This window comes from Streptomyces sp. A18 (assembly GCF_059026065.1).
Map to the genome: position 1 here is coordinate 1 of NZ_JBWLKL010000068.1, position 25,239 is coordinate 25,239.

Consider the following 25,239-nt stretch of genomic DNA (forward strand, 5'->3'; position numbering starts at 1 on the left):
GAGGTGTTGGAACGGCATCTGCACCACCTGCCATCAGCCCCTGGCCACGCGAACACCAAGACCGAGACAGAGACAGAGACAGACCTAACGGAGTCCTACTACGTGTTCGTCGAGTAAGGATCGGCTCCTGTGCCGAGGCGGTCATGGTCGAGGGCGACAGCGGCGAGAGCCGGACCCGCTACGGCGGCCAGCACGGGGCCGGGTCACCTCGCCTCGTGACGGGTTCCGGACGAGTTTCGTCCTCCTGGCGAGTTGGTGGCCACGCGACCCGCACGGGTCAACAGGGCCAAGGAGGGCAGGAGTTGTGTTCCCGACCCGATCACGTCCGGGATCGGATCTGGGCCCGCGGCCGCGCCCTCCACCGTGGGAGGTGGAGTGAGGCGGCGGGTCAGCTGAGGTCGTCCATCGTGCGCAGTACCACGTCCGCCATGCCGTGCTGGCCAAGCGAGTTGGGGTGGACGGCGGCCGCCGGGCTGGTGGGGAGCAGTGGCTCAACCCATCGGGTGTCTGGGGCTGAGCAGGCGCCGCGGTCCCGGGAGGCGGAGTAGGTGTCGACGTAGATGACCCCGGCCGCATGGGCCTGATTGCGCAGGGCGTCGTTGAGCTGGCCCTCGATCCCTCGCAGGTAGCCGATGTCGCCGGGGGCGAGGGGCAGGGTGCGTCCACGGGTCGTGCCGTCGGAGGGCAGGATCGCCGGGTAGCCGACGAGGTAGATGCGGGCCTTGGGGGCACGTTTTTGGGCTTCGTGCAGCACCCCTGACAGCTTCCTTCCCAGGGTGGCGATCTGTTGTTGCGGGTTGTCGCTGCTCGTCTTGGCGGAGACCTTTTGGCAGGGTGCGCCTGTGGAGTCACTGCGGTCGAACAGGTGGTGGGCCGAGCCCAGGGCGAGGCATCGCGTGATCATGCTGCTGAAGCCGATGTCGTTGCCGCCGATGCCGATGGTGACCAGGCGGGTGGCGTGGGAGAGGGCAGAGAGCTGGGCGGGGTTGATGCCGTCCTTGGTGGACTGCGGCGCGGTGAGGTCGGTGAGGGTGGCGCCTGTGCAGCTGATGTCGCGGAAGTCGGGCCGGCTGAGTTTGAGGTGGGCGGCGATCAGAGCCGGATAGTTGCCGGTGGAACGGTCACAGCCGGCTGGTTTTCCGGTCTGATCCGGAATCTTGGGGCCTGCAGTGTAGGAGTCGCCGAGCGCGACGTACGGCCCTCGCAGCGATCGTGTGGCGGCCGCCGGATGATCGTCGCCGTCCTCTCGGGTCAGGGTGACGGCTGCGGCAAGGACAGCGGCGGCGAACAGGAGCCCGGCCAAGAGCGTGCGCAAGGCATTGGTCATCAAGGTGTCCTCTCCTGCCAAGGGCGCACGAGCCCCGACTGATAGGCGAAGGCGACCAGTTGTGCGCGGTCGCGCGCGGCGGTCTTCGTTTTGGCCCGCTGGATGTGGGTGCGCACGGTCAGGGGACTGACGAAAAGTGCCTCGGCGATCTCGGTGTTGGATTTGCCGTCTGCGGCCAGGCTCATCACCTCGCGCTCGCGGGGGGTGAGGCTGGCCAGGTGTTCGGGCAGCACCGCGCTGGTGCCCGGGTTGGGGGTGGTCAGGAAGCGGGTGATCAGGGAGCGGGTGGCGGCGGGCGACAGGAGTGCCTCGCCGGCCGCGATGGTGCGGATGCCGTCGAGCAGCGCATCGGCCGTGGTGTTCTTGCCGAGGATGCCGCTTGCTCCCACGCGCAGGGCCTGGGCGATGTGTTCGTCGCTCTGGAACGTGGTCAGGATGAGGACGCGGGTGCTCTCCAGGTCGGGGTCGTTGCAGATGGCCTCGGTGGCGGCCAGTCCGTCGGTGCCGGGCATGCGGATGTCCATGAGGACGACGTCGGGGCGCAGGGCGCGGGCCAGTTCGATGGCCTTCTTGCCGTCGGTGGCTTCGTCGACCACCTCTAGGTCATCGCAGGAGTCGATCAGGATGCGGAAGGTAGCTCGCAGCAGCGCCTGATCGTCGGCGAGCAGAACGCGGATGGCCATGGCAGTGTCCAAGTCAGGAGTGGATGGGCAGGTCGGCGGCGACGGTGAAGCCTCCTTCGGGTCGGCGGGCCGCGTGGAGGTTGCCTCCGGCGGACTGGGCGCGTTCTCGCATACCGACCAGGCCGAATCCGCCTCCTGGTGCGCGTGGGGGCGGGCTGGTGCTGCCGTCGTCCTGGACGGTGAGGGTGAGCCGGTCGTGGGTGTAGGCGAGGTGGACGTGGGCCGTGTCGACGGCGGCATGCTTGGCGACGTTGGTGAGCGCTTCCTGGAGAATGCGGAAGGCCGTCAGGTCTACCCCGGCCGACAGGGGCCGCTCTGGGCCGTCGACGCTCACGGCGATGTGCAGTCCGGCGGAGGAGAAGGCGGAGACCACGTCGGGCAGTTGACTGAGGCCGGGGGCCGGATGCAGGTCGTTCTCGGTGGTGTCGTCGGGCTGGCGCAACAGGCCGACGGTGCCCTCGAGTTCACGCAGGGCCGCCGTTGTAGTGCGGGTAAGTTCGGTGAGGATGGTGTGGGCCTGCTCGGGGCGGGTGCGGCACAGGTGCGCGGCAGTGTTGGCCTGGGCGTTGGCCAGGGCCATGTGGTGGGCGACCACGTCGTGCAGTTCGCGGGCGATACGGACGCGTTCTTCGGTGACGCGGTGCCGCGCCTCGTCCTCGCGGGTGCGTTCGGCGTGCTCGGCGCGGGTGTGCACGGCGTGCAGATAGGCGCGGCGTGCCCGTACGAGGGAGCCTTGCAGGACGGGCAGCAGAATCCAGAAGGCCAGGGTGACCACATGGTTGGCCCACGGGTCGCCGTCCTGGTCCCAGCGCAGTGCCGTGGGCAGCAGCACAGCGAAGACGAGGATGCTGCAGGCGCGGCTGGTCTGCTGAGCACGACGCACCGTCAGTTCGTACAGGGCGACGATGACCGGGACCAGCAGGAGCGGGCCGAGCATGAAGCCCTGGGCGCCGGCGGTTGCGGTGCCCAGGGTGGTCAGAGCGACGGCGGCACCGGGGTGACGCCGTCGCACCAGCAGGCACGCGCAGGTGAGTGCCGCGATGAGGAATCCCGGCCACCAGAGGGTGCTGGCGCCCTCCCGGCGGTACTGGTTGCTGGTGGCCGCGTACACCAGCAGGAGCAGGGCCGCTTCCACGAGGCGGGGGTGGCGATCGGCGTAGTGGCGCCATCTGGTGAGCATGGCTCCTCCGAAGGGGTGTTGGTCGCGAGTGCGCCACGGTGGTGCGGGGCGGTGCAGGTATGGAAGGGGGCCGCTCGGCCCGGCCGCAACGGCCCCCTCGCTCTTTTGGTGCGGGTCAGACGCCCACGGATGCGCGTTGCTCGGTGGTGTCGGAGGAGTCCTCGGCGCCGCGGGAGTGGCGGGTGAGCGCTTCGCCTTCCACGTCGACGCGGGGCAGCAGCCGGTCCAGCCAGCGCGGCAGCCACCAGCCCGCCTTGCCGAGCAGGGCAAGGACGGCGGGCACGAACGCCATCCGCACGACGAAGGCGTCGAAGAAGACGGCGCTGGCCAGGCCGAAGCCGACCATCTTGACCATGGATTCGCCGCCCGTCATGAAGCCGCCGAACACCGCCATCATGATCAGGGCTGCCGCTCCCACGACCGGTGCGCTGTGCCGGAATCCGCTGACGATGGCCTGGCGTGGCTTCTCACCGTGGATGTGAGCCTCGCGGATCCGGGAGACGAGGAAGACCTCGTAGTCCATGGCGAGACCGAAGATGATGCCCACCAGGAAGATCGGCATCATGCTCATGATCGGTCCGGTTTCCTCGACTCCGAACAGGCCCGCGCCGTGCCCCTGTTGGAAGACCAGGACGATCGCGCCGAGCGAGGCGAGCACGGACAGCAGGTAGCCGAGCGCCGCCTTCAGCGGTACCAGGATCGAACGGAAAACGAGCATCAGCAGGAGGAAGGCGAGCCCGACCACGACCGCGAGGTAAGGGATGAGCGCGTCCTGCATCTTCTGGGCCACGTCGATGTTCAGCGCGGTGGTGCCGGTGACCTTGAAGTCGGCGCCGGTGGCGGCTGCGACCGCCGGCCGTTCGCTGCGCAGAGTGTGGACCAGATCCTGGGTCTGCTTGCTGGCCGGGGCGGTGGACGGGACGGCGGACAGCACTGCGGCATCCTTCGCCGTGTTGAACCGGGCCGGGGAGACGGACACGATGCCCTTGGTAGCGGTGAGTTCGTCGGAGACGGCCGCCACCGCGGCCTTCGGGTCATCCGCGTTCTTGACGTCGACGACCACGGTCAGCGGGCCGTTGAACCCGGGCCCGAAGCCGTCGGCCAGCGCGTCGTAGGCGCGGCGTTCGGTGGTCGAGGTGGACTTGGCCTCATCGCCCGGCATCCCCATGCGCAGATCCAGCGACGGCACCGCGAGCGCGCCCAGGCCGACAACGGTGAGGATCAGTACCGGCACGGGGCGGCGCACCACGAACTGCGCCCAGCGAACCCCCCACGGCGCCTTGCCAGTGCTCGCCCCCGGCGTGTCGGCCCTGGCCGTGCGGGCCCAGCGGCAACGGGTACGGCCCGGCCCCTTGCGGGTGCGGCGGGAGAGTACCGCGTTGGGCCAAAAGCCCAGCAGCGCGGGCACCACGGTCAAAGAGATCAGCACGCCGGCCAGCACCGCGCCGGCGGAGCCCAACCCCATCTTGGTCAGCATCGGGACGCCGACCACCGACAGGCCAAGAAGCGCAATGACGACGGTGAGCCCGGCGAAGACGACCGCACTGCCGGCCGTGCCCACAGCCACTGCGGCGGCCTCCTGCGGCTGGTGTCCGTTGGCGCGTTCCTCGCGGTAGCGGGAGACGACGAACAGGGAGTAGTCGATGCCGACCGCGAGCCCGAGCATCATGGCCAGCTCGCCGACCGTCGAGGAGAATCCGAAGGCGCTGCTCAGCGCGGTGATCGCGCACAGGCTGACGCCGACACCGAGCGCGGCGGTGAGCAGCGGCAGGCCGGCGGCGGCGAGCGAACCGAAGGTGATCAGCAGGACCACCGCGGCGACCGCGATGCCCAGCACCTCACCCAAGCCCTGCGCCGCTTCGGTCTCCAGCGCGGAGCCGCCGACCTCCACGGTCAGCCCGGCATCGCGGGCCTGCTCGACGGCCTGGGTCACCTCGGCCTTGCTGGCGTCGGTGAGTTCGTCGGCAGCGACCTTGTAGGTGACGCTCGCGTACCCGGTCGAGGCGTCCTTGCTGACCGCCTTCGCGTCAAAGGGCCCCGTCGCCTCCGCGACCTGCGGACCGTCCCCCACCTCGGCCACGAGCCTGTCGATGGCCGCGCGGTTGGCGGCGGAGGTGACCTGCTGGCCGTCGTCGGCAACGAACACGATGCGGGCCTCAGCTCCGTCCGCATCAGCACCCGGGAATCGTTCGTTGATCAGGTCGAATGCCTGTTGGGACTCGATTCCGGGCATGGAGGAGGAGTCGTCCGGCGCCTCGGCGGCGCCGGAGGCGCCGAGGAAGACAGCAGCCAGCACCGCCACCCATGCCAGTACAACGGTCAGGCGCCTGCGGAAGGCCCAACGGCCGATCCTGTGCAGAAAAGTCGCCATGGAATGTGATCTCCGTATCTGGATTTCGGGAACTCTGTAACCCTCGCGGGCCGGGCCGATCGGTGTCGTCGGCCTCAGCGACCGTCCCGTGTACTGAAAATCAAGTAGGTCGCTGCGGTGCCTCATCCCTGGCAGGTAGAGGCTGTTACCGCAGGTGGCGCACCTGGGCGGGCGGGCAGAGGGAGCCCGGTGGCAGCTGTTGGAGTCCGTGGCCCCTGCGGGCCGTCACGGCACGCGCGCAACACCCGTGCTGGTGCGGTGTGCGCCGTACGGTCCGGGAGCCGTCAGGCTTCGCGGCCCTGCAGGGCAGGCTGCTGACTGGGCCTCAGGGACGCGCGACGGGGGTGTCGGGGTGCAAGGGCAGGACCATGCGGAAGGTGGCGCCCTGGCCCGGCGCCGTATCGACCTCCACACGGCCGTGGTGGGCGCTCACCAGGGAGCTGACGATGGCAAGGCCCAGGCCGGCGCCGCCGTTCTGGGTTCGGCCGCGGGCGTGGTCGACCCGATAGAAGCGGTCGAAGACGTGGGCGGCTTGCTCGGCGGTCATGCCCGGCCCCTGGTCGCTCAGCTCCCAGACCGCCAGGCCGTCTTGCGTGCCGACGCCGATCCGCACCGGGGTACCCGACGGCGTGTGGGCAATGGCGTTTCCGACGAGGTTGGAGGTCACCTGCCGCAGCCTCGCCTCATCCCCAAGAACAGGGGCACCGCCGGGCGGGCCGCCACCGGGTCCGGTCAGGACGACGGAGCGATCGGGAGCCAGGGCCCGCAGGTCGTGCAGGGCATCGGCGGCCAGGGTGCGCAGGTCCATCGGCGTGAGGCGAAGCGGCAGTTGCAGGCCCGCGGCGGCCTCCTCGTCCAGGCGCGCGAGCAGCAGCAGATCCTCAACGATGCGCACGAGGCGGGCCGCTTCGCCTTCGATACGGCTCATCGCGGCATCCACGTCGGTGCGCTCGGGCAGGCCGCCCATCCGGTAAAGCTCGGTGAAGCCCTTGATGCCGAACAGCGGGGTGCGCAGTTCGTGGCTGGCGTCCGCGAGGAAGGTCCGCATGCGCTCGTTGGTGGCCGCCCGCGCGGCGTCGCCCGCCTCGATCCGGTCCAGCATGCCGTTCAGGGCGTTGGACAGGCGACCCAACTCGGTGCGGGAGGAAGCTGGTTGGGCAACCCGGGGAGACAGATCACCGCCCGCGATGGCCGCCGCGGTCGTCTCGATCCGGCGCAGTGGGCGCAGCCCGGCCCGTACGGCGAACCAGCCGATCACACCGAGGAGCGCAAGCACGAGGGAATCAATCACCAGCATCCGCACGCCGAGATGCCGGATCGTCGTGCCGACCTGGTCCAGCGAGCCGGACACCACGATGCTGCCCTCGGCCGCGGTTCCCGCCTGCCCGACCGGCGCGGCGATCACCCGCCAGTCCTCACTACCGCCCCTGGCCGTCGCCTCAAATGGCCGTTCGCCGCGGGCATCGACCGCCGCCCGGTCAAGTCCCGGCAGTCGGGGTGCGCTGCCGGTGGCCGGACGCAGCGTCTGCTGGATACGTCCCTGGGCATCGAGGTAGGCGACATAGACGTCGCCAGTCAGCTTGCCCTCCACCACATCGCGCACCCGCGGCCCGGTTTCGCCCGGCCTCTTGGCCAGGTCGGGCAGTCGGGCTGCCGCCGAGGCTGCGGCCCGCAGCCGCTCGTCGAGCTGGTCGACCAGCTGGCGCTGCAGCAGGGTGACGAGCAAGGCGTTGCTGGCCAGCAGGGCAGCAACCACCAGCAGCAGACAGATCGTCACCAGACGGCCGCGCAGGGACAGCCGTCCCAGCGCCCGGCGGGCGGATCGCATCCTCATGGGCGGGGCCTGCGCAGCACGTAGCCGGTGCCGCGCACCGTGTGGATCAGCTTCGGCTCACCTGTGTCGATCTTGCGGCGCAGATAGCTGATGTAGGAGGCGACGATGGAGTCGTCACCGCCGAAGTCATAGCGCCAGACCTGCTCCAGCAGCTGATCCCGGGACAGGACCTGTCCGGCGTTTTCCATCAGCACCCGCAGCAGGCTGAACTCGGTCGGGGACAGCTCCACCGACTGCCCGCCCTGGACGACCTGATGGCTGTCCGGGTCCAGTTCCAGATCGCCCACGACCAGCAGGCCGTCCTGCCGGTGGCCGCCGGTGCGGCGCAGCACGGCCTGGATGCGCAGGACGAGCTCCTCCAGGTTGAACGGCTTGGTGACGTAGTCGTCGCCGCCCGCCCGCAGTCCGCTGATCCGGTCCTTGGCCGCATCACGGGCGGTCAGGAACAGGATCGGCGGATGCCCGCTGACCGCGGCCGGATGTTGTTGCCGCAACCGGCGTGCGACCTCGAAGCCGTCGATGTCGGGCAGCATCACATCCAGGACGATCAGGTCGGGACCGCGCACGCCGACCTCCTCAAGCGCCTGCGTCCCGGTCTCTGCCGTGACCACCTCGAACCCGGCCAGCCGCAGGCTCGCCGACAGCAGGTCGCGCAGGGTCGGTTCGTCCTCCACGAGGAGGAGCTGCTGTGTGCCCGTCATGTCACCTGATCCCCACTGGTCGTCTGTTCCTAGTTTCCGGGCCTGCTAGGCGTCGCGCCTGCGGAAGACGAGGAACGCCGCCGCCATCAAAACGGCCACGCACCCTGCCATCACACCCAGCCCCGCCCACGGGCCAAGGAGCTCGGGATCGTGGTAGCCGGTGATGATCTGCCCTCCGGCGATCGTCGGCCAGTACTTCGACACCCAGTCGCCGACCCCTCCGGGCAGTGCCGGCGCGAACGCCTGGACGATGAGCATCACGCCGAACAGCGTCGTCACCGTGGCCGTCGTGCTGCGGATCACGGTGCCCAGAGCCAGTCCGAAGAGCCCGGCCAGCGCCAGATACAGACCACCGCCAAGGATGCCGCGCAGTGCCACACCGTCGGAGAGCGCCAGGTGCGGAGCGCCCGCCCCGGACAGCGACGCCTGCCCGACCAGAAACCCGGCGAACGACACCACGATCCCGACCGGCAGCGCTACGCCCACCAGCACGACGGCCTTGGATGCCAGCACCCGGGCCCGGTGCGGCACCGACGTCAGCGTGCTGACGATGGTGCGGGCACCGTACTCGGAGGTGATCACCATGCCACCCAGCAGGCCCAGGGCGATCTGCGCGAGCAGGTAGCCGCGCAGGCTCGTGGCCAGAGGATCGAAAGCAGCCTGGTCGGCGGGGCTCAGGCTCGCGTACTCGCTGCCTGCGGACGAGCCGTTCAACGCGGCGAGACCGATGCAGAACGCGAGGGTGCCCAGGATGACGTACAGCGTGGACCGCATCGTACGAATCTTGATCCATTCGGCGTGCAGGCTGTGCCGGAAGGTCGCCCTGCCCGCTCGCGGATCGTTCGTGTCCGGCCCGGTCCGGCGTGCAGGTATGAGGCGCTTCGTCGTCGCGCTGGGGCGGGGCTGTGTGGTGGTGGGGCTCATCGGCTCGTCTCCGTATCTGCCTGGTATTCCACCGCGTCGCGGGTCAGGTCCATGAATGCTTGTTCCAGGGATGCCTGGCGGGGCGATAGCTCGTGCAGTTCCACGCCGCCGGCCGCTGCGAGGGCTCCGATCTCGGCGGCCTCCAGGCCGCTCACCACCAGGGCGCCACCGTCTTGCGTGCGCACGTCGACGGCCGTGGTCAGCATGTCGCGCAGGGACTCGGCCTGCGGGCTGCGCACCAGGACCTCGCGCTCGGAGTTCGCATCGATGAAGTCCTTCATCGTCGTGTCCGCGATCAGCTGCCCGCGGCCGATGACAATGAGGTGGTCGGCGGTCAGCTCCATCTCGCTCATCAGATGGCTGGACATCAAAACGGCGCGTCCCTCGGCGGCCATCCTCCGCATGAGCAGCCGGATCCAGACGATGCCTTCCGGGTCGAGCCCGTTGAGGGGCTCGTCGAAGACCACCACCGGCGGGTCCCCCAGGAGCGCGGCGGCGATGCCCAGCCGCTGGCGCATGCCGAGCGAGAAGGTTCCCGCCCGGCGCCGGGCGGCCTTCTCCAGGCCGACGTCGGCCAGCACCTCATCGACCCGGCTGCGCGGGATGCCGTTGCCGGCGGCGAGCGCCAGCAGGTGGTGGAAGGCGGTACGGCTGGGCAGCACCGCACCCGGATCCAGCAGCGCCCCCACCGCGGTGAGCGGGGCGGGCTGCGCGGCATACGGCCGCCCGCCGACCGTCGCGGTGCCCGCAGTGGGGGCGTCCAGGCCAAGGACGATGCGCAGGGTCGTCGACTTGCCGGAGCCGTTGGGCCCCAGGAAGCCGGTCACCTCCCCCGGACGGACGGCGAAGGTCAGATCGTCCACGGCGAGGACGTCGCCGTAGCGCTTGGTCAGGCCACGAACTTCGATCATCAAGGCTCCCGAACCGAGGGCGGCAGTGGTGCCCGCGAGGGCCGCGTGCACGGCTCCAGGTTCGGCTGCCGACGTGAGCCGCATCTGCACGAACATGTGTGCCGCATGGGAGCGCCGAGCCCCTGACGTGGGGCGACCGCATCGTACGTTGCCATCCGGACGCGGATTCACATGAAACTCACATACAGCGGCTGCTCGGTGTGCCGGCCCTCGCGCGAGGGCCGGGGAGCGGGAGGCACGTCAGGACGGGGGCCTCTGCTGCGGTGAGGCGTCGTGGTCGCGAAGTACCCGTTCGATGAGGTTCTGCCAGCTCTCGGCCAGAGGGTGGCCGGTGTCCGGGGCCGGCGGAGCGGCCGCTTCGTCCATCGCGACATAGAGCAGCAGTGGTCCTTCCAGGGCCGCTGTGAGCTGGATGGCGAGGGCGTCCCGGTTGGGAAGGGGAGTAGGGGCCTGCCCGAGGAGCATGCGGATGTGCGGGCGGGTCATGGTGTCACCGACAGGGACGGGCTTGGTCCGGTCGAGGGAGGCCCGCGCGATGGCGTGGTGATCCAGGAGGAACGCGATCCGCGCACGGCCGTAGGCGATCAGACGCTGCGCCGGGTCTGCCCCGGGGCCAAGCGGCGGCGGGCCGGACAGAACCTCTTCCTGAAAATGACGCTCGTCCTCGTCGAGCAGGGCTTGGAAGATGCCGGCGCGGGTCCCGAAACGACGAAAGACCGTCCCCTTGCCCAGACTTGCGCGTTCGGCCAAGGCGTCCATCGTCACCTTCTGCGTCCCGAGCCCGGCCATCATCTCGCGGGCCGCCTCCAGGAGACGCTCACGGTTACGCAGAGCGTCAGCACGTTCACCGCGGGGCTTTCCGAAAGGCACGAGAGGCACCGGCGGCGCCCAGGGCCGCGGCATCGCAGTCTCATCCAGTGATCCGCCCCAGTCTTCGCCGGATCGCCCACCATCGCTGAGGAATTGCGCATCACGGCGCTCGCTTTCGCTCTCCGCCTGCCAGATGGACCAACGCGGCCCGACACGGCCCAGCCGCCCTACCAAGATCCGGACCATACGCGGGCCAACTCCCCACTCTCAACCCGCCCTACCAGCATCCTTGCTGGTCAGAAGGGCGTACCGCCTGTACCACCAGCAGACGAAGAACCTGTTGGCTTCTTCTGCACATCCCACGAGACCACAAAGGCTGAGAGCACGCTCCGGGCCGCTTCCAACGAGCCTGGGCCCCTCTCTCCCTCGTTGAGCGGCCTCGCCTTCACGAACCAGCGCCCTCGTAGTGCAGTTCCTGGCCGACCGGAGCCACAGCCCGCTCCGGCCTCAACCAACGCGGGACCGGATGCGGTCACGGTCTACTCATGTTCCCCGGCTGGCCAAAGCTCGCCTCCTGCAACTTGCGGAAACTCGTACTGCCAGTAGTACCAGCGGGGCGCCGAGCTGCTGGTGAGCGTCTGCGAGCAGGTCGCGGTAGTCGCTCCAGGTGAAGCTGCGCCGGCCGCCACGCTTGTGATCGACGTGACGTTGGGGCCGAAAGATCAGCCGTGAGCGTTCGCCGGGCTTGTGCCTCCGGGCGTGGCGCCCGGCCCGGGGGTCAGCGGTGGAGTTCGCGGTGGTCTCGCCGACGATAGCGGGGTCGCTCTCGCTGGTCTGGGGCAGTGCTGCGGGCAGGCAGCCGCGGTGGAGGGAGGCGATGTCCTTAACGCGGCGGGAGAGGCCCTGCCAGAGGTGAAAGCGGTCGCTGACCTGCACGGCATCCGGGGCGCCGGCGGTGATGCCCCGCCGGTAGACCCCCTGGAGGGGGCCGGTGAGGAGTTCGAGTTGGATGTCGTGGTGGCGCAGGTCATCGGCGATGGTCAGCAGCTCGGCGGCGCCGCGGCCGAGCCGCTTCATCTCATGCACAGTGAAGATCACCCGCTGGTGCGGGACGGCCTTCTTAATGGTGCGGGCGAAGTCCATCGCCTTGACGAACTCCGGCCGGACCTTGACGCGGGTGCTGATCTTCTCGGAGAAGACCGGGTCGCACCCAGCTCCCGCCAGGGCATCGAGCTGGCTCTGGAGCTCCTGCTGAGCAGTGCTGCATCGGGCGTACCCCACTCGTGGGCTTCGTGGTGGCTTCGGGCACCGCGGCGTCGATCGCCGGGCCCGTCTCCCACGCGCGGCCGGGCCCGTCTCCCACGCGCGGCCGGGGCCGCGGTCGGCGGGGGTCTTCAGGGGCTTGACCCAGGTAAGCCCAAAAGGGGCCATGGGATGATCTTGAACCGTTGAAGCCCTCAGGGCGGCCCGAGTACGCCGGAGCAGTGCATTCCGGCGATCACACGCTCCCCTCAGATGCGGCGTCGGACAGGACACGATAGACGGTGGCCAGCGACGGGTTCTCGCCCTTGTTCTTGCCGGTGGAGATGAAGAGTTTCTGGGCGATCTTCGGGACGGGGACGCCCTGGTCGCGCAGGGTGCGGGCGTAGTCGATCTGGTCGTCGTCGATGACCTTGGGGCGTCCGCCGTGGCGGCCTCGTTCGCGGGCGGAGACCTGACCTTCGAGGGACTTCTCGCGGATGTACTCGCGCTCAGACTCGGCCATGCCGGCGAAGAACGCGAAGAGGGCGGCGCCGTGCCCGGACTGGTCGTAGACCCCTTGGAGGGGGCCGGTGAGGAGTTCGAGCTGGATGTCGTCGCTGCGCAGGGTCTCGGCGATGGTCAGGAGCTCTGCGGCGCCGCGTCCCAGTCGCTTCATCTCGTGCACGGTGAGGATGACCCGCTGGTGCGGGACGGCCTTCTTGACGTTCTGCGCGTAGGCGAGGGCCTTGACGAACTCGGGCCGCACCTTGATCCGGGTGCTGATCTTCTCCGAGAAGACCGGCGCGCAGCCCGCCTCGTCCAGGGCGTCGAGCTGGCTCTGCAACTCCTGCGCGGCGGTACTGCACCGCGCATATCCCACCCTGGTGGGCTTCACCTGGACTTGCGGGGTGACGGCGTCGATCGCCGGGCCCATCTCCCAGGAGTGGCCGGGGCCGCGCTCGGCAGGGGTACGGACTTCGAGTTCGGCACGGAGCTGGGGCACGAGCATGAAGCGGGGGGGTGTGGTACTTCGGGGCGACCTTGCCGCCGCGGGTGCGGCAGGTGCTTCCGGCGGGGACGGAACAGGTCGGGCAGTCGAACTGTTCGACGGCGGTGGCCGGTTCGGCGAGTGAACTCATGTTGCAGAAGCCATATCAGGGACCATTGTGCGAACTCTGTTTTGCGAGAAGTTATGAGAACGACGAACAGCCGCAAAGCGGACGTGATCCCGTCACCCTTGATCGTTCGCAGAACTACTCATTTCTGAGACAGATCGGCACCGCACATGCGGAGGCCCACGGAGGGGTGGCGCGTGGTCGTCTTCGTCGACACTCGTCGCGAAATTCGGTGTTCAGTGGCCGGCTCCCACTCGGCGCGCGGCACCTGTCCTTCGCCTTCAGCCCTCGCCCTGCAGATACCGCAGTACCGCTAGTACCCGTCGGTGGCCGGTCTCCGTGCGCGGCAGGTCCAGCTTGGTGAAGATGCTCGCGGTGCGCTTCTCCACCACGCGCTGGGAGATGCCGAGTCCCTCGGCGATCGCTGCGTTCGTGCGGCCCTCGGCCATCAGCCCGAGGATCTCGTGCTCGCGCGCGGTCAGCTCCGCCAGGCCGTGTGCTGTGTGCTGGGCGGCCAGCAGGGTCGAGACCACCTCCGGATCGAGCGCGGTGCCGCCCGAGGCGACGCGGTGCAGGGCGTCGACGAAGTCGCCGACGTCGACGACGCGTTCCTTGAGCAGATAGCCGAAGCCGGACATGCCGGTGGCGGCGAGACGGTCGGCGTAGCGCGTCTCCACGTACTGCGAGAAGAGCAGCACCCCGAGGTCGGGGTAGCGCTCGCGCAGTGTGAGAGCCGCGCGCAGCCCTTCGTCGCGGTGCGTGGGCGGCATGCGGATGTCCGCGACGACCGCGTCCGGACGGTGCTCCGCCACCGCCGCGAGGAGCGCCTCGGCGTCGCCCACCGCGGCGGCGACCTCCAGACCCCGGTCCCGAAGCAGCTGTACCAGGCCCTCGCGTACGACGGCGGCGTCTTCGGCGATCACGATGCGCATGCGGCGGATCCTAGGTCCTGGGGGCCAGTGGCAGTTCGACGGTGACGGTGGTCGGGCCGCCGACGGGGCTTTTGACGTGCAGCCGCCCGTCCACCGTGCTGACCCGCTCCGACAGTCCCGCAAGCCCCGTGCCACCGCCGGCGCGTGGGCGTGCGCCGCCGCGCCCGTCGTCATGTACGGACAGGTGCAGCGCTCCGTCCTCCACATACGCCGCCACTTCGGCCCGGGTGGCGCCCGAGTGCTTCGCGGTGTTGGCGAGGAGCTCGGCCGCGCAGAAGTACGCGATGGTCTCGATCGCCTCTCCGGGGCGCTCCGGAAGGTTCACGTCCATCGTCACGGGCAGCACGTAGCCCGAGACCAGGGTCTCCAGCGCGACGTCGAGGCCATCGTTGAGGGCCGGCGGGTGGATGCCGCGTACCAGGTCGCGGAGTTCCTTGATCGCGGTGCGGGAGCCGTCGAGGGCGGAGTCCACAAGGTCGCGGCCGCGGGCCAGTTCGGGGGCGTCGCCAGGGGCGCGGGCGAGTTGGTCCTTCGCGCCGGCGAGGGCCATCGCGACCGCGACGAGGCGGGCCTGCGCGCCGTCGTGCAGGTCGCGTTCGATACGGCGCAGGGTGGCGGCGGAGTCCTGGACGGCCAGGGCACGGGTCTCCTGCAGCTCCTGGACCCGGGACTCGAGCCGTCCGGGCCCGATCAGCGCGTGGGCCATGGGGCGTACGACGCGGTCGAGCAGCCCGCACGTCGACCAGGTGGTGAAGGCGAGGATGCCGGCGCCGGCCACGGCGGTGAGCAGGGCCTGAGGCCAGGTGTCGGGTTCGATGCCGAAGCCGAAGCCGATGCCGTGGCGGCCGTCCTCTTCGATCGCCCGCCACCAGAAGGGATAGGTGAGCGCAGCGAGACCGTAGAACCTGCCCATGACCGTCACCGCGAAGAGGACGAGGCCGATGGGTGCGTACGCGACGGTGAAGGCGGCGGCGCGCCAGCCGTCGCCGTCGGTGAGGGCGGAGCGCAAGCCACGCGGGCGCTTGGCCGGCGCAGGGACGTCCTCGCCGAGCAGACCGCGCAACAGGGCGCGGTGCAGGGCTCCGGTGGCGCGGGCGGCGGCGAGCGTGCCGATGAGAAGGACCAAACCGATCTGGACGATCGCGGTGACGAGGGAGGTGGCGATCAGCGTCAGCAGGGCGAGGCCGCAGACGAGCCCGGGGGCGGGAGCGAGCAGGGCGTACGCGGCCTCGCCGCGGGAGCCGAGCAGGATGCTCGCGGCCCGGCGGGGCGAGCCGGGCAGGAGGTGCGCGGCCTGCCGGAGGGAGCGGGGCAGCTTGTTGAGGTGGCGCATCAGGTCCTTGATGCCTCTCGGGCGGGCATGGCTGGTTTCGGCTGTACCCGCCCGGCGCGTCTCGGTGCGGCCGAGGCCGGCGTGACCGCGATCCGCCGGGGCGGGGCGGCTCTTCTCGTCGGGGTCACCGGCCCTCGGCAGGTACCGGTGACCACAACCTGGAGCCTGCCATCTGTCAGGCACTTCTTCGTGTCACGCCGTCGATCGGACGCACCCGGAACATCCGCCCCAGCGGGGCGGCGGACGCCGCCCAGACCAGGACGGCCCCCGCGCCCAGCGTCGCCGCCCACGCCCACACCGGAAGGCCGGACATCGGCGTGCCCGTCTTGCCGCCGAGCGGGACCATCACCACGCAGCCGATCACCGCGCCCGTGCCGACACCGGCCAGCGCCGTGATCGCCGACTCGGCAAGGACCACCGCACGCACCTGGTGCTTCTCGGCGCCGATCGTGCGAAGCAGCGAGAACTCCCGCAGCCGCTCAAGCGTCAGCATCACCAGTGTGTTGGCGGCGATCAGGCCCGCGAAGGCGGCGTACAGCAGGGTGCCGAAGAGCGCCACCGCGTCGATGTCGTCACTTGCGGCCAGCGAGACGAACTGGGCCAGCGCGAAGGCCGTCACCATCGCGATCGGCGTGATCGCAGCCGACAGGCGGCGGGCCCGCGCACGGGAACCCGCGACCGCGAGTTCGCCGGCCACACCGCCGAGGCTGCGCAACGCCGGCGCCGCCAGTCGCGTCGCAAGCCGCCCGAGCCAGGGCCCGCCGACGCCGGTGGCCACCAGGTAGGCGAGCAGCACCAGCGGGATCACGTCTCCGGCGTTCTCGGCCGACCCCGCGGCGGCCACCCCGGTGAGCACGACCGCGCCCGCGAGGAACACCAGCGCGACCAAGCCCCGTACCCGGCCCGCCTGTTCGCCGCCCGGCACCTGCGTCACCGACAGCGCGGCCGACGGGCGGGTACGGGAGCTGCGCCGCGCCGCGATGAAGCCGCCGAGCTGTGAGCACACCACCAGCGTGCCGAGCGCGGCGAACAGCGGCCCGAGGCCGATGTGCAGCGTCATTCCGGCCGGGATCATCCCGCCGGCGTCGAGCACGCCGAACCATGCCCATGCGACCAGCGCCCCGAGTCCGTATCCGACCGGCAGCGCAAGGAGCGCCGTGACCAGCGCCTCCGTCGCCACCATCCGCCGGATCTGCCACGGCCCGGCGCCGATGGCGCGCAGCAGCGCGCTCTCCCGTCCTCGCTGGCTCACGGCCAGGGACATCACCTGGCCGATGACGAAGATCGACAGGTAGACGGTGATCTGGCTGAAGACGAGGCCCATTTCGTAGACCGCGTACTGCTTCGGGGAGGACGGCACCGCGGAGGCGGAAACCGCTACGGCCACGCTCGCGGTGACGACGATGGCGCAGAAGACCAGCGCGGCGAAGGTTCCTGCGAAGGCGGACGGGCGGGCCCTGACGGAGGCGGTGGCCAGGCCGTTGGGGGCGAGGACGCTCATGCGAGTGCCCCCACGGTGTCCGCCACAAGGCGTCCCTCGGCCAGCCGCAGCACCCGGTCGGCGTGCTCGACGACCGCCGGGTCGTGGGTGACGACCACGACCGTGGCCCCGTACGCGCTCACCGCCTCTCGCAGCAGCGCAAGCACCTCGGCCGCCGTCTGGGTGTCGAGGGAGCCGGTCGGCTCGTCGGCGAAGACCACGTCCGGCTCGGTGATCAGCGCACGGGCGATGGCGACGCGCTGCTGCTGTCCGCCGGACAGCTCACCGGGCCGGGAGCCCGCGCGGCCGTCGAGGCCGACGCGGGCGAGCATCCGCCGGGCCCGGGCTGCGTTCTCCGCGGAACGGCGCTTGCCGTCCAGGCGCAGCGGCAGCAGCACGTTCTCCTCAGCGGTCAGCGTCGGCAGCAGGTTGAAGGACTGGAACACGAACCCGATGCGGGCGCGGCGCAGCCGGGTCAGTTGTCGCTCGCCCATGCCCGAGATGTCCTGCCCGGCAAGGCGCACGCTCCCCGACGTCGGCTTGTCGAGCCCGGCCGCGCACTGCAGGAAGGTCGACTTCCCGGACCCGGAAGGGCCCATGACGGCGGTGAGGGAGTGCGCATACAGCCGCGCGTCGAGTTCACGCAGCGCGTGCACGGTGTGCGGGCCACGGCCGTAGCTCCGGCTGACCCGGTCGAGTTCGAGGATGGCTTCCATGCCATCGACCGTACGAATCCGCTGGTCAGCGGCGCGATGGGGCGGGCACCCGAGTATGGGGGTCGGTTATTCCGAACCCTGCGGGCGACCGAGGCTGGGTCAGGCGGCCTGGCCGAAGCCTTCGGCGGTCACGTCCTCGTCGCGGAGCTGGGTGAAGTCGACGTCCAGCTTCGGGTCGTACGTGTCGGGCTGGATGCCGAGCTCGTACGTGGAGTACTCGCCGAACCGGTTGATGTGCTCGGTCAAGTACGGCGAGATGTGTGACAGGTCTTCCGGGTCGATCTCCCACCCTTCTTCCAGCAGTTGCCGCACGATCTCCGCGATGTCCAGGGCGTTGTGGAAGATCACCGCGTTTGTGAGCAGCGCATTGAACTTCACCGCCTTCTCCTGCTCGACCGGGTCGTTGTCCGCGATGACACCGTGGTTGCCGAAGCCGATCCACTGCGAGAACCCGTTGAACGACTCCGTCTTGTTGGTCGCCGCGGTCACCCGCCGGCGAAGCGCCGGATCGGAGAGGTATCGCAGCAGCTGGACGGTGCGAATCACACGGCCGACCTCACGGAACGCGGCGTAGGTGGCGTTCTTCTTGGAACCCGAGCGCAGCCGCTTGAGCAGCATCCGCGGGAGACCTCCGTGGCGTACGCGGACGGCGGCTGGACCCGGCTTCACCAGTTCAAGCGGCTTCGGATCCGCTACGAGATACGCGCCGACCTCCACCTGGGTCTCCTCCAACTCGCCTGCAGCATCATCTGCTTGAGACAACTCCGAACCTCATTCTGAAACGATCCGCAAGAGTTGCGGTTGGCCACGGTACGGCGTACACCGTACGCGGCGGCGCCGACGGCCGGGACCACGGCGCCCCAGATCACCGAGGACACCGGCAGGGCGAAGGCGTCATGCCTTGCCGCGAACGACGGTGACCGGGCAGTGTGCATGGTGCAACAGTGCCTGGCTCACCGACCCCAGGAGGAGCCCAGTAAAGCCGCCACGCCCCCTGGCTCCGACGACCAGGAGCTGGGCGGTCCTGCTGGCCTCGATCAATGCTTCGCGGGGTTTGCCGCTCAACACCTTGTGCTTGACCGTGACGTCCGGATAGCTCTCCTTGTAGCCGGCGAGCGCCTGGGCCAGTAGACGTTCCGCGCTCTCGGGAGCCGTACCGGCCGGCGCATAGTCCGGCAGCCACGCGTGCGCGCCCACGAGCTCAGTCCCGCGCAGGGCAGCCTCTGAGAAGGCGAATTCGACCGCCTTCTCGCTGACAGGAGAGCCGTCGACAGCCAGCACGATCGGCCCGGGGGCTGGCTCTTCACGTACCACCATCACTGGGCACTTGCTGTGGGCGGCTAGGGAAGCCGCGGTTGAGCCCAGTCGCATGCCGATGAAGGCTCCCGTTCCCCGAGGGCCGACGACCACCAGGTCTGCGGCCCGCGACTCTGCCTCCAGGACCGCCACCGCGTCGCCAGTCTCCACGGCCTCGGTGACCTCCACCGTGGGCGCCACGCTCCGGGCACTTTGGGTAGCCTCGTTCACCAGGCGATTGAGCGGCGACGGGTCCGGCACCGTGTACGCGGGCCTGATCGGCCAGGTGAGGGCGTGCACTACACGCAGCTCGGCACGACGCCGCTGAGCTTCCCGGGCGGCCTCTTCCACCGCGGCAAGGCTCGACGACGAGCCATCCACTCCTACGACGACGCGGTTACCCACCATGCCTCCAACGCTCGCTTCGATTTCCAAGCTTCGCTGCGGCGATGCGTTGGTGCCATCCGGGCAGGCTGATGGTGTTGGTCGTGAGCTTCGGCTCAGCCCGGCCGTTGGCTGAGCAGGCGCGTGTCGCCCAGGTGCGACAACTGGCGAGGGTTCAGCGACGTGTCCGTGAACCGGATCCTGGTCAGGCCGGCTTCGTGACGAGTGCCTCGCTGTGGGAGCGTCTGCACACGGGCACCGCGCCCTTCGTCGATGTCGTCGCCAAGGGCCTGGGCTGCCCGAGCTCCATGTGATCAAGACGGGCGGCGAATCTGCGCCGTCGAGAGCCAGCAGTGGGACGGCGGCAACAATGCCGTCGCTTTCGAAAAGCATGCGAGCCGGGCAGCGGACGCCGGTCTTCGTGGTGCCGTGGCCTGCGGCTACAGGAGGCGGTACGGACTGGGGGGGTTCGATTAGGAGCGGACCAGGCAACCGTCGTTGTTGTCTGAAGTTTTGGCAGGCCGTGATCTGGGCTGCTCAGGGCGACGTGCGTTCGCCGACTCCTTCGTCATTACCGGGGGGCTCTTCGCCCTACTGCCGGGGCGCGCGGTGGTCGCCGCTGTCGAGGACGGTCTGACCGGCTTCTACCTCACCGCGGGGGCGCGGCTGCTGGAAGTGCTGTATCTCGTGACCGGGATCGTCCTTGATGCGCTGGCCGTGGTGCCGCTCGGCCATTGCCTGGGAACGGAGCTGCACCCCGAGGAAATCTTGGGCCGCAGCTCCCTGCTGGTACTCCAGATGGCCCCGGCGTTCGGCCTGTCGGTCTCCCTCGCCGTACTGCTGCAGTGCCCACGCCGGATCGTGGCTCTCGTCGCGGTGAACGGAGCTGTCGGCTGGGCAGTGTTCGGGAGCCTGACGGAGCACACCGGACTGGGACCAGTCACCTCCACCGGCGTCGCCGCCGGCATGGTCGGGCTGTTCGGCCAGCTCGTCTCCCGCTGCCGGGGCACCACCTCATTGGTGTACGTCAGCGCCGCGTTGGGTCCGCTGTTGCCCGGGGCGGCCGTCTACCGCGGTCTGCTCGGCTGCCCAGGGGCGAGTCGATGCGGGCCTGGCCGAGCTCAGCCTGGCCGGTGCCCTGGCCCTGTCGCTCGCCGTCGGGGTGCACGCCGGTCGGGAGCTCTCGCGGCTGTCCCAGCACGTCCCGGTGTATGTGGGTCGGCCGCGCGATGCTGCTCAGCGCACACGGTGGCTACTGACCCGTCCTTGAGGCATTGATCCGGGGACACGAGCCCGACAGCGAACCCCCCATAACGCGATGAAAGGTAGATTTCACCTCCGTGGAGGGTGCCGCTTCCCAGGCCCCTGAGCAGTGAGCGAGGGGTCGGATGCCGGAGGCAGAGAAGCCGGAAACGAATGCCGCGGTGCGTAACCCGACACTGACGGACGCACTGGTGCCGCTGGGCGTCCTGGTGGTGCTGGTCGGCGGTGCGTTGCTGCTGTTCGGTCTCGATGCCCTGGACGGACCGCTGCAGGTCGCACTGGTGTTGTGCGCCATGTCCGTCGCGCTGGTCGCGATGCGCATGGGACACCGGTGGCAGGCGGTGCAGAAGGTCAGCCAGGGGGCGATGTCGTCCATCACCAGTGCGGTGTTCATCCTGCTGGCCGTCGGGGCGCTTATCGGGGTCTGGAACCTGTCCGGGACCATTCCGACCCTGGTGTACTACGGAATCCAGGTCCTCTCGCCGAGCTGGTACTACGCGGCGACGGCCCTGATCTGCGGTGCGATCGCGATGAGCATCGGCAGTTCGTGGACGACGGCCGGCACGATCGGGGTCGGCCTGGTCGGAGTCGCCGACATGCTCGGTGTGTCGACTTCGATCACCGCGGGCGCGGTCATCTCCGGTGCCTATCTCGGGGACAAGCTCTCGCCGCTGTCGGAGACGACGGTGCTGACGGCGCAGATGGTGAAGGTGGACGTCTACGAGCACATCAAGCGGCAGGCATGGACGTCGGTCCCGGCGTTCGTCATCGCGTTCGTAACGCTTCTCGTCATCGGCCTGGTCAACGGGCCGGACGTGACGAACCCGGTCGGCGAGCAGATCGAACTCAACAGCCTCAACGGTATCTACAACATCACCCCGCTCAACCTCCTGCCGCTGCTGCTGGGGTTCCTGTCGATCCGCAAGGTGCCCCCCTCGCTCGCCCTGATCTGCTCCGCACTGTTCGCGGGACTCCTCGGGGCCTTTCTGCAACCGGACGTGATGCGGGACTTCGTGTCCGGCTCGGGCAACGTCGTCATCGAGTCTCTGGAGGGTGTCTGGAGCGCCATGGCGAACGGCTTCTCCATCAACTCCGGCATCGACGAGATCGACCAGTTGCTGTCCCGCGGCGGTATGGACAGCATGCTGCTGACACTCTGGCTGATCATCGGTGCCGTCACGTTCGGCGCACTGCTTGAGGAGTTCGGCCTCGTCGGACGCCTGATCGACCCCATGATCCGCTCTGCGAAGAGCACCGGCCGCCTCTACTTCACCGTCTTCGCCAGCGCGCTGGGTCTGAACATCGTCGCCGGCGACCAGTACATCGCCCTTGTCCTGCCCTCACGGGTGTTCCGGGTGGAATTCGCCAAGCGGGGACTCGCGCCCACCAACCTGTCGCGGCTCGCCGCCGACAGCGGAACCGTCACCTCGCCACTGGTTCCCTGGAACTCGTGCGGCGCGTTCATGGGAGCCGTGCTCGGAGTGGCGACTTTCTCGTATCTGCCGTACGCGATCTTCAACTACGCCAGTCCCGCCCTCAGCGTCCTGTACGGCTTCACCGGCTTCAAGATCGAAAAGGTGGAACCGGATACCGGCGCGGGCCAGCCCGCCCCGTCCAAGTGATCACCGTACCCATCCGGCGTACAGCCGCACCAGGAAAGGCCATGAGGTATGTCCGCAACCGTTGAAGAGAAGTCCCCCGCGGTCAAGCTCTCGCTGATGACGCTGTCCACGATGGTGGTCGGCTCGATGGTCGGCGCAGGGGTGTTCTCGCTGCCCCGCCGCTTCGCCGAGGAGACCGGCGTCGCGGGGGCGCTGATCGCCTGGGCGATCGCTGGGGCGGGCATGCTGATGCTGGCCTTCGTGTTCCAGTCGCTCGCCGTGCGCAGGCCGGACCTGGACGCTGGCGTGTACGCCTACGCCAAGGCCGGTTTCGGCGAATACCTCGGCTTCTTTTCGGCATTCGGGTACTGGGCGAGCGCCTGCGTCGGCAACGTCACCTACTGGGTCCTGATCATGTCGACGATTGGCGCGGTCTGGCCTGCCCTCGGGGAGGGGGACACCATCCTGGCGGTGGTGTTGTCCTCGGTCTGCCTGTGGGCCTTCTTCCTTCTGATCAAACGGGGCGTCAAAGAGGCAGCGGCGATCAACCGCATCGTCACCGTGGCCAAGGTCGTACCGATCCTGGTGTTCGTCATTCTGGCGCTCTTCTACCTGGACACCGGCGTGTTCGCCGACAACTGGGGCGGCGCCGACTACGCGGGCTCGCTGTTCGACCAGGTCCGCGGCACCATGCTGGCGACCGTCTTCGTCTTCCTCGGGGTCGAGGGGGCGAGCGTCTACTCCCGCCACGCCAAACGCCGCAAGGATGTCGGCCTGGCCACCGTCCTGGGGTTCCTGAGCGTCTTCGCCGTCTTCGCCTCGGTCACCATCGTCTCCTACGGCATCATGCCGATGGGCGAGATCGCCGAGCTCCGCCAGCCTTCCATGGCCGGCGTCCTCGAACACGCAGTCGGCACCTGGGGCAAGGTGTTCGTCAGCGTCGGCCTGATCGTCTCCGTACTCGGCGCCTACCTCGCCTGGACCCTGATGGCCGCCGAAGTTCTGTTCGTGGCGGCCAAGGACGACGACATGCCCCGCTTCCTGCGCCGCGCCACCCCGGACGACGTCCCCGTCCCCGCCCTGGTCATGACCACCGTGCTCGTCCAGGTGGTGCTGATCATCACGCTGTTCTCCGGCGACGCGTTCAACTTCGCCCTCGACCTCACCAGCGCGCTGACCCTCATCCCGTTCCTGCTCGCCGCCGCGTTCGCACTGAAGACCTCGCTCCAGCCCGATCCCCTCGCGCAACGTGAAAGCTCCCGCTGGGATCTCACCGTCGCGCTGCTCGCCACCCTCTACACAGCCTTCCTCCTCTACGCGGCCGGGCTCAGGTTCGTCCTGTTGTCCTTCATCGTGTACGCCCCGGCCACCATCCTGTTTGTCATGGCCCGCCGCGAACAGGGCCGACGCCCCTTCTCACCCGGCGAGCTCGTGATCTGCGCCGTGTCGATCGCCGGTGCCGTCATGGGCGTGATCGCCCTGGCAGCCGGCTGGATCAGTCTCTGACCACCACACCGCACCCAACCGCATCAATAGCGCCCCGCCGCCCCCACCGGAAGGCGAACACACATGACCAGCAATACCACGCCCCCCGCCTCGCTCGGAGTCCACTCGGAAGTCGGCCGGCTTCGCAAAGTCCTGGTGTGCGCACCGGGCCTGGCGCACCGCAGGCTCACCCCGACCAACGCCGACGACCTCCTCTTCGACGACGTGATGTGGGTGGACAACGCACAGCGTGACCACGCTGATTTCGTCGACGAACTCACCTCCCGCGGCGTCGAGGTCGTCGAACTGCACGACCTCCTCGCGCAGACCGTGGCGGTGCCGGGGGCAAAGGACTGGCTGCTCGACCGCAAGATCGTGGCCAACGAGGTGGGCCTGGGTCTCGTCGACTCCACCCGCGCGTTCCTGGAGACCCTGGAACCCCGCCCGCTCGCCCAGTTCCTGATCGGAGGGCTGGCCACCGCCGACCTCCCCGACGAATTCCGGCCCGGCTACGTCGCCCTGGCCCGTGAGTCGAACGGCGTGCGCGAGTATCTGATGCCGCCCCTGCCCAACACCCTCTACACCCGCGACACCACCTGCTGGCTCTACGGCGGCGCAACACTCAACCCCCTCTACTGGCCCGCCCGGCACGACGAGACCCTGCTGATGAAGGCCGTCTACCGCTTCCACCCTGACTTCAAGGACGCCACCGTGTGGTGGGGTGACCCAGAACAGGACTGGGGCCAGGCCACGTTCGAGGGTGGCGACATCATGCCCATCGGCAACGGCGTAGTCCTCATGGGCATGAGCGAACGCACCTCGCGACAAGCCATCACCCAGGTCGCCGCCGCCCTGTTCGAACAGGGTGCCGCCGAACACGTGGTCGTCGGGGGTATGCCCAAGCTGCGCGCGGCGATGCATCTGGACACCGTGTTCACCTTCGCCGACCGGGACGTCGTTACTCTCTATCCCCGCATCATGGACGCCGTCCATACCTTCTCCCTGCGCCCGGGAACCGGCACCTTCCCCGTCGACATCACCGACGAGGGCTCCCGCCCGTTCACCGAAGTCGTCGCCGGAGCGCTCGGGCTGCCCCAGCTCCAGGTGATCGAAACGGGCGGCGACGTGTACGCCTCCGAACGCCAGCAGTGGGACAGCGGCAACAACGCTGTCGCCCTCGAACCCGGCGTCGTATTCACCTACGACCGGAACACACAGACCAACACGCTGCTCCGCAAGGCGGGCATCGAGGTGATCGAGATCGTCGGCGCCGAACTCGGCCGCGGCCGCGGCGGCGGCCACTGCATGACCTGCCCCCTCATCCGCGAGCCCATCACCTTCTGACGCCGCATTGCTCATCGCCCATCAGCCCCAAGTCGCATCCACCGGTCAATGCACGGCCCGCGACAGTTCCTGCTCCCGCTGCAGACGTGTCGATGCCATCACCATGTGCCACTGCTCGACCGTGAAGGCGCCGCCCACGTGGGGGTTGGCCGCCAACAACCGAACCATCGCGTCTGGGCCAGAGGCATCCTCACCGAAGCCGACACTGGCGGCTTCGCCAGGAAGCACTAGGACTTGTCCGGTCGATCATGTGACTACTCCGTGCCCGAGTCGTTCCTGTGGGCATGGGGCGGGGAGATCTGAGCGA

Annotated in this window: 20 protein-coding genes and 4 pseudogenes; 5 read left to right on the top strand and 19 right to left on the bottom strand. The window is 69.2% G+C overall.

Going from position 1 to position 25,239, the window contains the following annotated elements; genetic code table 11:
* Positions 1 to 388 precede the first annotated feature (388 nt).
* From AC5P1C_RS41570 to AC5P1C_RS41655, 18 genes and pseudogenes are all read right to left on the bottom strand, one after another.
* Positions 389 to 1,327: an SGNH/GDSL hydrolase family protein gene (locus tag AC5P1C_RS41570; RefSeq protein WP_493871200.1), complete on the bottom strand. Its 939-nt coding sequence runs from the start codon at positions 1,325 to 1,327 to the stop codon at positions 389 to 391.
* Positions 1,327 to 2,010: a response regulator transcription factor gene (locus AC5P1C_RS41575; protein WP_493871217.1), complete on the bottom strand. Its 684-nt coding sequence runs from the start codon at positions 2,008 to 2,010 to the stop codon at positions 1,327 to 1,329. Before AC5P1C_RS41575 ends, AC5P1C_RS41570 begins: the two co-directional genes overlap by 1 nt.
* A gap of 13 nt (positions 2,011 to 2,023) precedes the next feature.
* Positions 2,024 to 3,190, bottom strand: a complete 1,167-nt coding sequence (locus tag AC5P1C_RS41580) for a sensor histidine kinase (RefSeq protein WP_493871201.1) — start codon at positions 3,188 to 3,190, stop codon at positions 2,024 to 2,026.
* 115 nt (positions 3,191 to 3,305) lie between these two features.
* Positions 3,306 to 5,561 carry an MMPL family transporter gene (locus tag AC5P1C_RS41585; protein WP_493871202.1) on the bottom strand — a complete coding sequence of 752 codons (2,256 nt, stop codon included), beginning with the start codon at positions 5,559 to 5,561 and terminating at the stop codon, positions 3,306 to 3,308.
* Between the two features lie 325 nt (positions 5,562 to 5,886).
* Entirely contained in the window at positions 5,887 to 7,395 is a 1,509-nt protein-coding gene (locus AC5P1C_RS41590; protein WP_493871203.1) for a sensor histidine kinase, read from the bottom strand.
* Entirely contained in the window at positions 7,392 to 8,096 is a 705-nt protein-coding gene (locus AC5P1C_RS41595; protein ID WP_493871204.1) for a response regulator transcription factor, read from the bottom strand. The genes AC5P1C_RS41590 and AC5P1C_RS41595 overlap by 4 nt, the downstream gene beginning before the upstream one ends.
* Positions 8,097 to 8,141: 45 nt before the next feature.
* The gene (locus AC5P1C_RS41600) at positions 8,142 to 9,020 is read right to left on the bottom strand and encodes an ABC transporter permease (protein WP_493871205.1); all 879 of its coding nucleotides are present in this window, start codon (positions 9,018 to 9,020) and stop codon (positions 8,142 to 8,144) included.
* Positions 9,017 to 9,931, bottom strand: coding sequence for an ABC transporter ATP-binding protein (locus AC5P1C_RS41605; RefSeq protein WP_493871218.1), 915 nt, complete (start codon positions 9,929 to 9,931; stop codon positions 9,017 to 9,019). The genes AC5P1C_RS41600 and AC5P1C_RS41605 overlap by 4 nt, the downstream gene beginning before the upstream one ends.
* 240 nt (positions 9,932 to 10,171) lie before the next feature.
* The gene (locus AC5P1C_RS41610; RefSeq protein ID WP_493871206.1) at positions 10,172 to 10,987 is read right to left on the bottom strand and encodes a TetR/AcrR family transcriptional regulator; all 816 of its coding nucleotides are present in this window, start codon (positions 10,985 to 10,987) and stop codon (positions 10,172 to 10,174) included.
* A gap of 354 nt (positions 10,988 to 11,341) precedes the next feature.
* Positions 11,342 to 11,491: pseudogene (locus AC5P1C_RS41615) on the bottom strand (IS630 family transposase); the annotation flags it as partial.
* A gap of 300 nt (positions 11,492 to 11,791) precedes the next feature.
* Positions 11,792 to 12,172, bottom strand: a pseudogene (locus AC5P1C_RS41620) (recombinase family protein); the annotation flags it as partial.
* Positions 12,173 to 12,239: 67 nt separating this feature from the next.
* Positions 12,240 to 12,992, bottom strand: coding sequence for a recombinase family protein (locus AC5P1C_RS41625; RefSeq protein ID WP_493871207.1), 753 nt, complete (start codon positions 12,990 to 12,992; stop codon positions 12,240 to 12,242).
* Positions 12,993 to 13,026: 34 nt separating this feature from the next.
* Positions 13,027 to 13,122: pseudogene (locus tag AC5P1C_RS41630) on the bottom strand (zinc finger domain-containing protein); the annotation flags it as partial.
* Positions 13,123 to 13,379: 257 nt separating this feature from the next.
* Complete coding sequence (locus AC5P1C_RS41635) at positions 13,380 to 14,030, bottom strand: response regulator (protein WP_493871208.1); 651 nt, start codon at positions 14,028 to 14,030, stop codon at positions 13,380 to 13,382.
* A gap of 10 nt (positions 14,031 to 14,040) precedes the next feature.
* A complete protein-coding gene (locus AC5P1C_RS41640; protein ID WP_493871209.1) occupies positions 14,041 to 15,363 on the bottom strand; it encodes a sensor histidine kinase in 1,323 nt (440 codons plus the stop codon).
* A gap of 175 nt (positions 15,364 to 15,538) precedes the next feature.
* Positions 15,539 to 16,864: an FtsX-like permease family protein gene (locus AC5P1C_RS41645; protein WP_493871210.1), complete on the bottom strand. Its 1,326-nt coding sequence runs from the start codon at positions 16,862 to 16,864 to the stop codon at positions 15,539 to 15,541.
* Positions 16,861 to 17,559 carry an ABC transporter ATP-binding protein gene (locus AC5P1C_RS41650; RefSeq protein ID WP_493871211.1) on the bottom strand — a complete coding sequence of 233 codons (699 nt, stop codon included), beginning with the start codon at positions 17,557 to 17,559 and terminating at the stop codon, positions 16,861 to 16,863. Before AC5P1C_RS41650 ends, AC5P1C_RS41645 begins: the two co-directional genes overlap by 4 nt.
* Before the next feature lie 99 nt (positions 17,560 to 17,658).
* Positions 17,659 to 18,177, bottom strand: coding sequence for a Tn3 family transposase (locus tag AC5P1C_RS41655; protein ID WP_493871212.1), 519 nt, complete (start codon positions 18,175 to 18,177; stop codon positions 17,659 to 17,661).
* Between the two features lie 45 nt (positions 18,178 to 18,222).
* Here AC5P1C_RS41655 and AC5P1C_RS41660 point away from each other — a divergent pair.
* A pseudogene (locus AC5P1C_RS41660) lies at positions 18,223 to 18,339 on the top strand (IS5/IS1182 family transposase); the annotation flags it as partial.
* Positions 18,340 to 18,453: 114 nt separating this feature from the next.
* On the opposite strand, the gene AC5P1C_RS41665 reads toward AC5P1C_RS41660, so the two are convergent.
* Positions 18,454 to 19,263 carry a universal stress protein gene (locus AC5P1C_RS41665; RefSeq protein ID WP_493871213.1) on the bottom strand — a complete coding sequence of 270 codons (810 nt, stop codon included), beginning with the start codon at positions 19,261 to 19,263 and terminating at the stop codon, positions 18,454 to 18,456.
* 585 nt (positions 19,264 to 19,848) lie between these two features.
* Between AC5P1C_RS41665 and AC5P1C_RS41670 the strand changes: the two genes are divergently transcribed.
* The 4 genes from AC5P1C_RS41670 (at position 19,849) to AC5P1C_RS41685 (ending at position 24,932) form a co-directional block, all read left to right on the top strand.
* Positions 19,849 to 20,517, top strand: a complete 669-nt coding sequence (locus tag AC5P1C_RS41670; RefSeq protein ID WP_493871219.1) for a threonine/serine exporter family protein — start codon at positions 19,849 to 19,851, stop codon at positions 20,515 to 20,517.
* A 146-nt stretch (positions 20,518 to 20,663) separates the two neighbouring features.
* Positions 20,664 to 22,124 carry a Na+/H+ antiporter NhaC gene (gene nhaC, locus AC5P1C_RS41675; protein WP_493871214.1) on the top strand — a complete coding sequence of 487 codons (1,461 nt, stop codon included), beginning with the start codon at positions 20,664 to 20,666 and terminating at the stop codon, positions 22,122 to 22,124.
* Between the two features lie 48 nt (positions 22,125 to 22,172).
* A complete protein-coding gene (locus AC5P1C_RS41680) occupies positions 22,173 to 23,609 on the top strand; it encodes a basic amino acid/polyamine antiporter (protein ID WP_493871215.1) in 1,437 nt (478 codons plus the stop codon).
* Positions 23,610 to 23,672: 63 nt separating this feature from the next.
* Complete coding sequence (locus AC5P1C_RS41685) at positions 23,673 to 24,932, top strand: arginine deiminase (RefSeq protein ID WP_493871216.1); 1,260 nt, start codon at positions 23,673 to 23,675, stop codon at positions 24,930 to 24,932.
* The last annotated feature ends 307 nt before the right edge of the window (positions 24,933 to 25,239 follow it).

What these genes read in the sequence shown, in the direction of transcription:
- AC5P1C_RS41655 (WP_493871212.1), bottom strand. Translation starts at nt 18,177, where the DNA reads ATGCTGCTCAAGCGGCTGCGCTCGGGTTCCAAGAAGAACGCCACCTAC.
- AC5P1C_RS41570 (WP_493871200.1), bottom strand. Translation starts at nt 1,327, where the DNA reads ATGACCAATGCCTTGCGCACGCTCTTGGCCGGGCTCCTGTTCGCCGCC.
- AC5P1C_RS41600 (WP_493871205.1), bottom strand. Translation starts at nt 9,020, where the DNA reads ATGAGCCCCACCACCACACAGCCCCGCCCCAGCGCGACGACGAAGCGC.
- AC5P1C_RS41640 (WP_493871209.1), bottom strand. Translation starts at nt 15,363, where the DNA reads ATGCGCCACCTCAACAAGCTGCCCCGCTCCCTCCGGCAGGCCGCGCAC.
- AC5P1C_RS41650 (WP_493871211.1), bottom strand. Translation starts at nt 17,559, where the DNA reads ATGGAAGCCATCCTCGAACTCGACCGGGTCAGCCGGAGCTACGGCCGT.
- AC5P1C_RS41610 (WP_493871206.1), bottom strand. Translation starts at nt 10,987, where the DNA reads ATGGTCCGGATCTTGGTAGGGCGGCTGGGCCGTGTCGGGCCGCGTTGG.
- AC5P1C_RS41625 (WP_493871207.1), bottom strand. Translation starts at nt 12,992, where the DNA reads ATGCTCGTGCCCCAGCTCCGTGCCGAACTCGAAGTCCGTACCCCTGCC.
- AC5P1C_RS41605 (WP_493871218.1), bottom strand. Translation starts at nt 9,931, where the DNA reads ATGATCGAAGTTCGTGGCCTGACCAAGCGCTACGGCGACGTCCTCGCC.
- AC5P1C_RS41645 (WP_493871210.1), bottom strand. Translation starts at nt 16,864, where the DNA reads ATGAGCGTCCTCGCCCCCAACGGCCTGGCCACCGCCTCCGTCAGGGCC.
- AC5P1C_RS41575 (WP_493871217.1), bottom strand. Translation starts at nt 2,010, where the DNA reads ATGGCCATCCGCGTTCTGCTCGCCGACGATCAGGCGCTGCTGCGAGCT.
- AC5P1C_RS41580 (WP_493871201.1), bottom strand. Translation starts at nt 3,190, where the DNA reads ATGCTCACCAGATGGCGCCACTACGCCGATCGCCACCCCCGCCTCGTG.
- AC5P1C_RS41680 (WP_493871215.1), top strand. Translation starts at nt 22,173, where the DNA reads ATGTCCGCAACCGTTGAAGAGAAGTCCCCCGCGGTCAAGCTCTCGCTG.
- AC5P1C_RS41595 (WP_493871204.1), bottom strand. Translation starts at nt 8,096, where the DNA reads ATGACGGGCACACAGCAGCTCCTCCTCGTGGAGGACGAACCGACCCTG.
- AC5P1C_RS41665 (WP_493871213.1), bottom strand. Translation starts at nt 19,263, where the DNA reads ATGGTGGGTAACCGCGTCGTCGTAGGAGTGGATGGCTCGTCGTCGAGC.
- AC5P1C_RS41590 (WP_493871203.1), bottom strand. Translation starts at nt 7,395, where the DNA reads ATGAGGATGCGATCCGCCCGCCGGGCGCTGGGACGGCTGTCCCTGCGC.
- AC5P1C_RS41635 (WP_493871208.1), bottom strand. Translation starts at nt 14,030, where the DNA reads ATGCGCATCGTGATCGCCGAAGACGCCGCCGTCGTACGCGAGGGCCTG.
- AC5P1C_RS41685 (WP_493871216.1), top strand. Translation starts at nt 23,673, where the DNA reads ATGACCAGCAATACCACGCCCCCCGCCTCGCTCGGAGTCCACTCGGAA.
- AC5P1C_RS41585 (WP_493871202.1), bottom strand. Translation starts at nt 5,561, where the DNA reads ATGGCGACTTTTCTGCACAGGATCGGCCGTTGGGCCTTCCGCAGGCGC.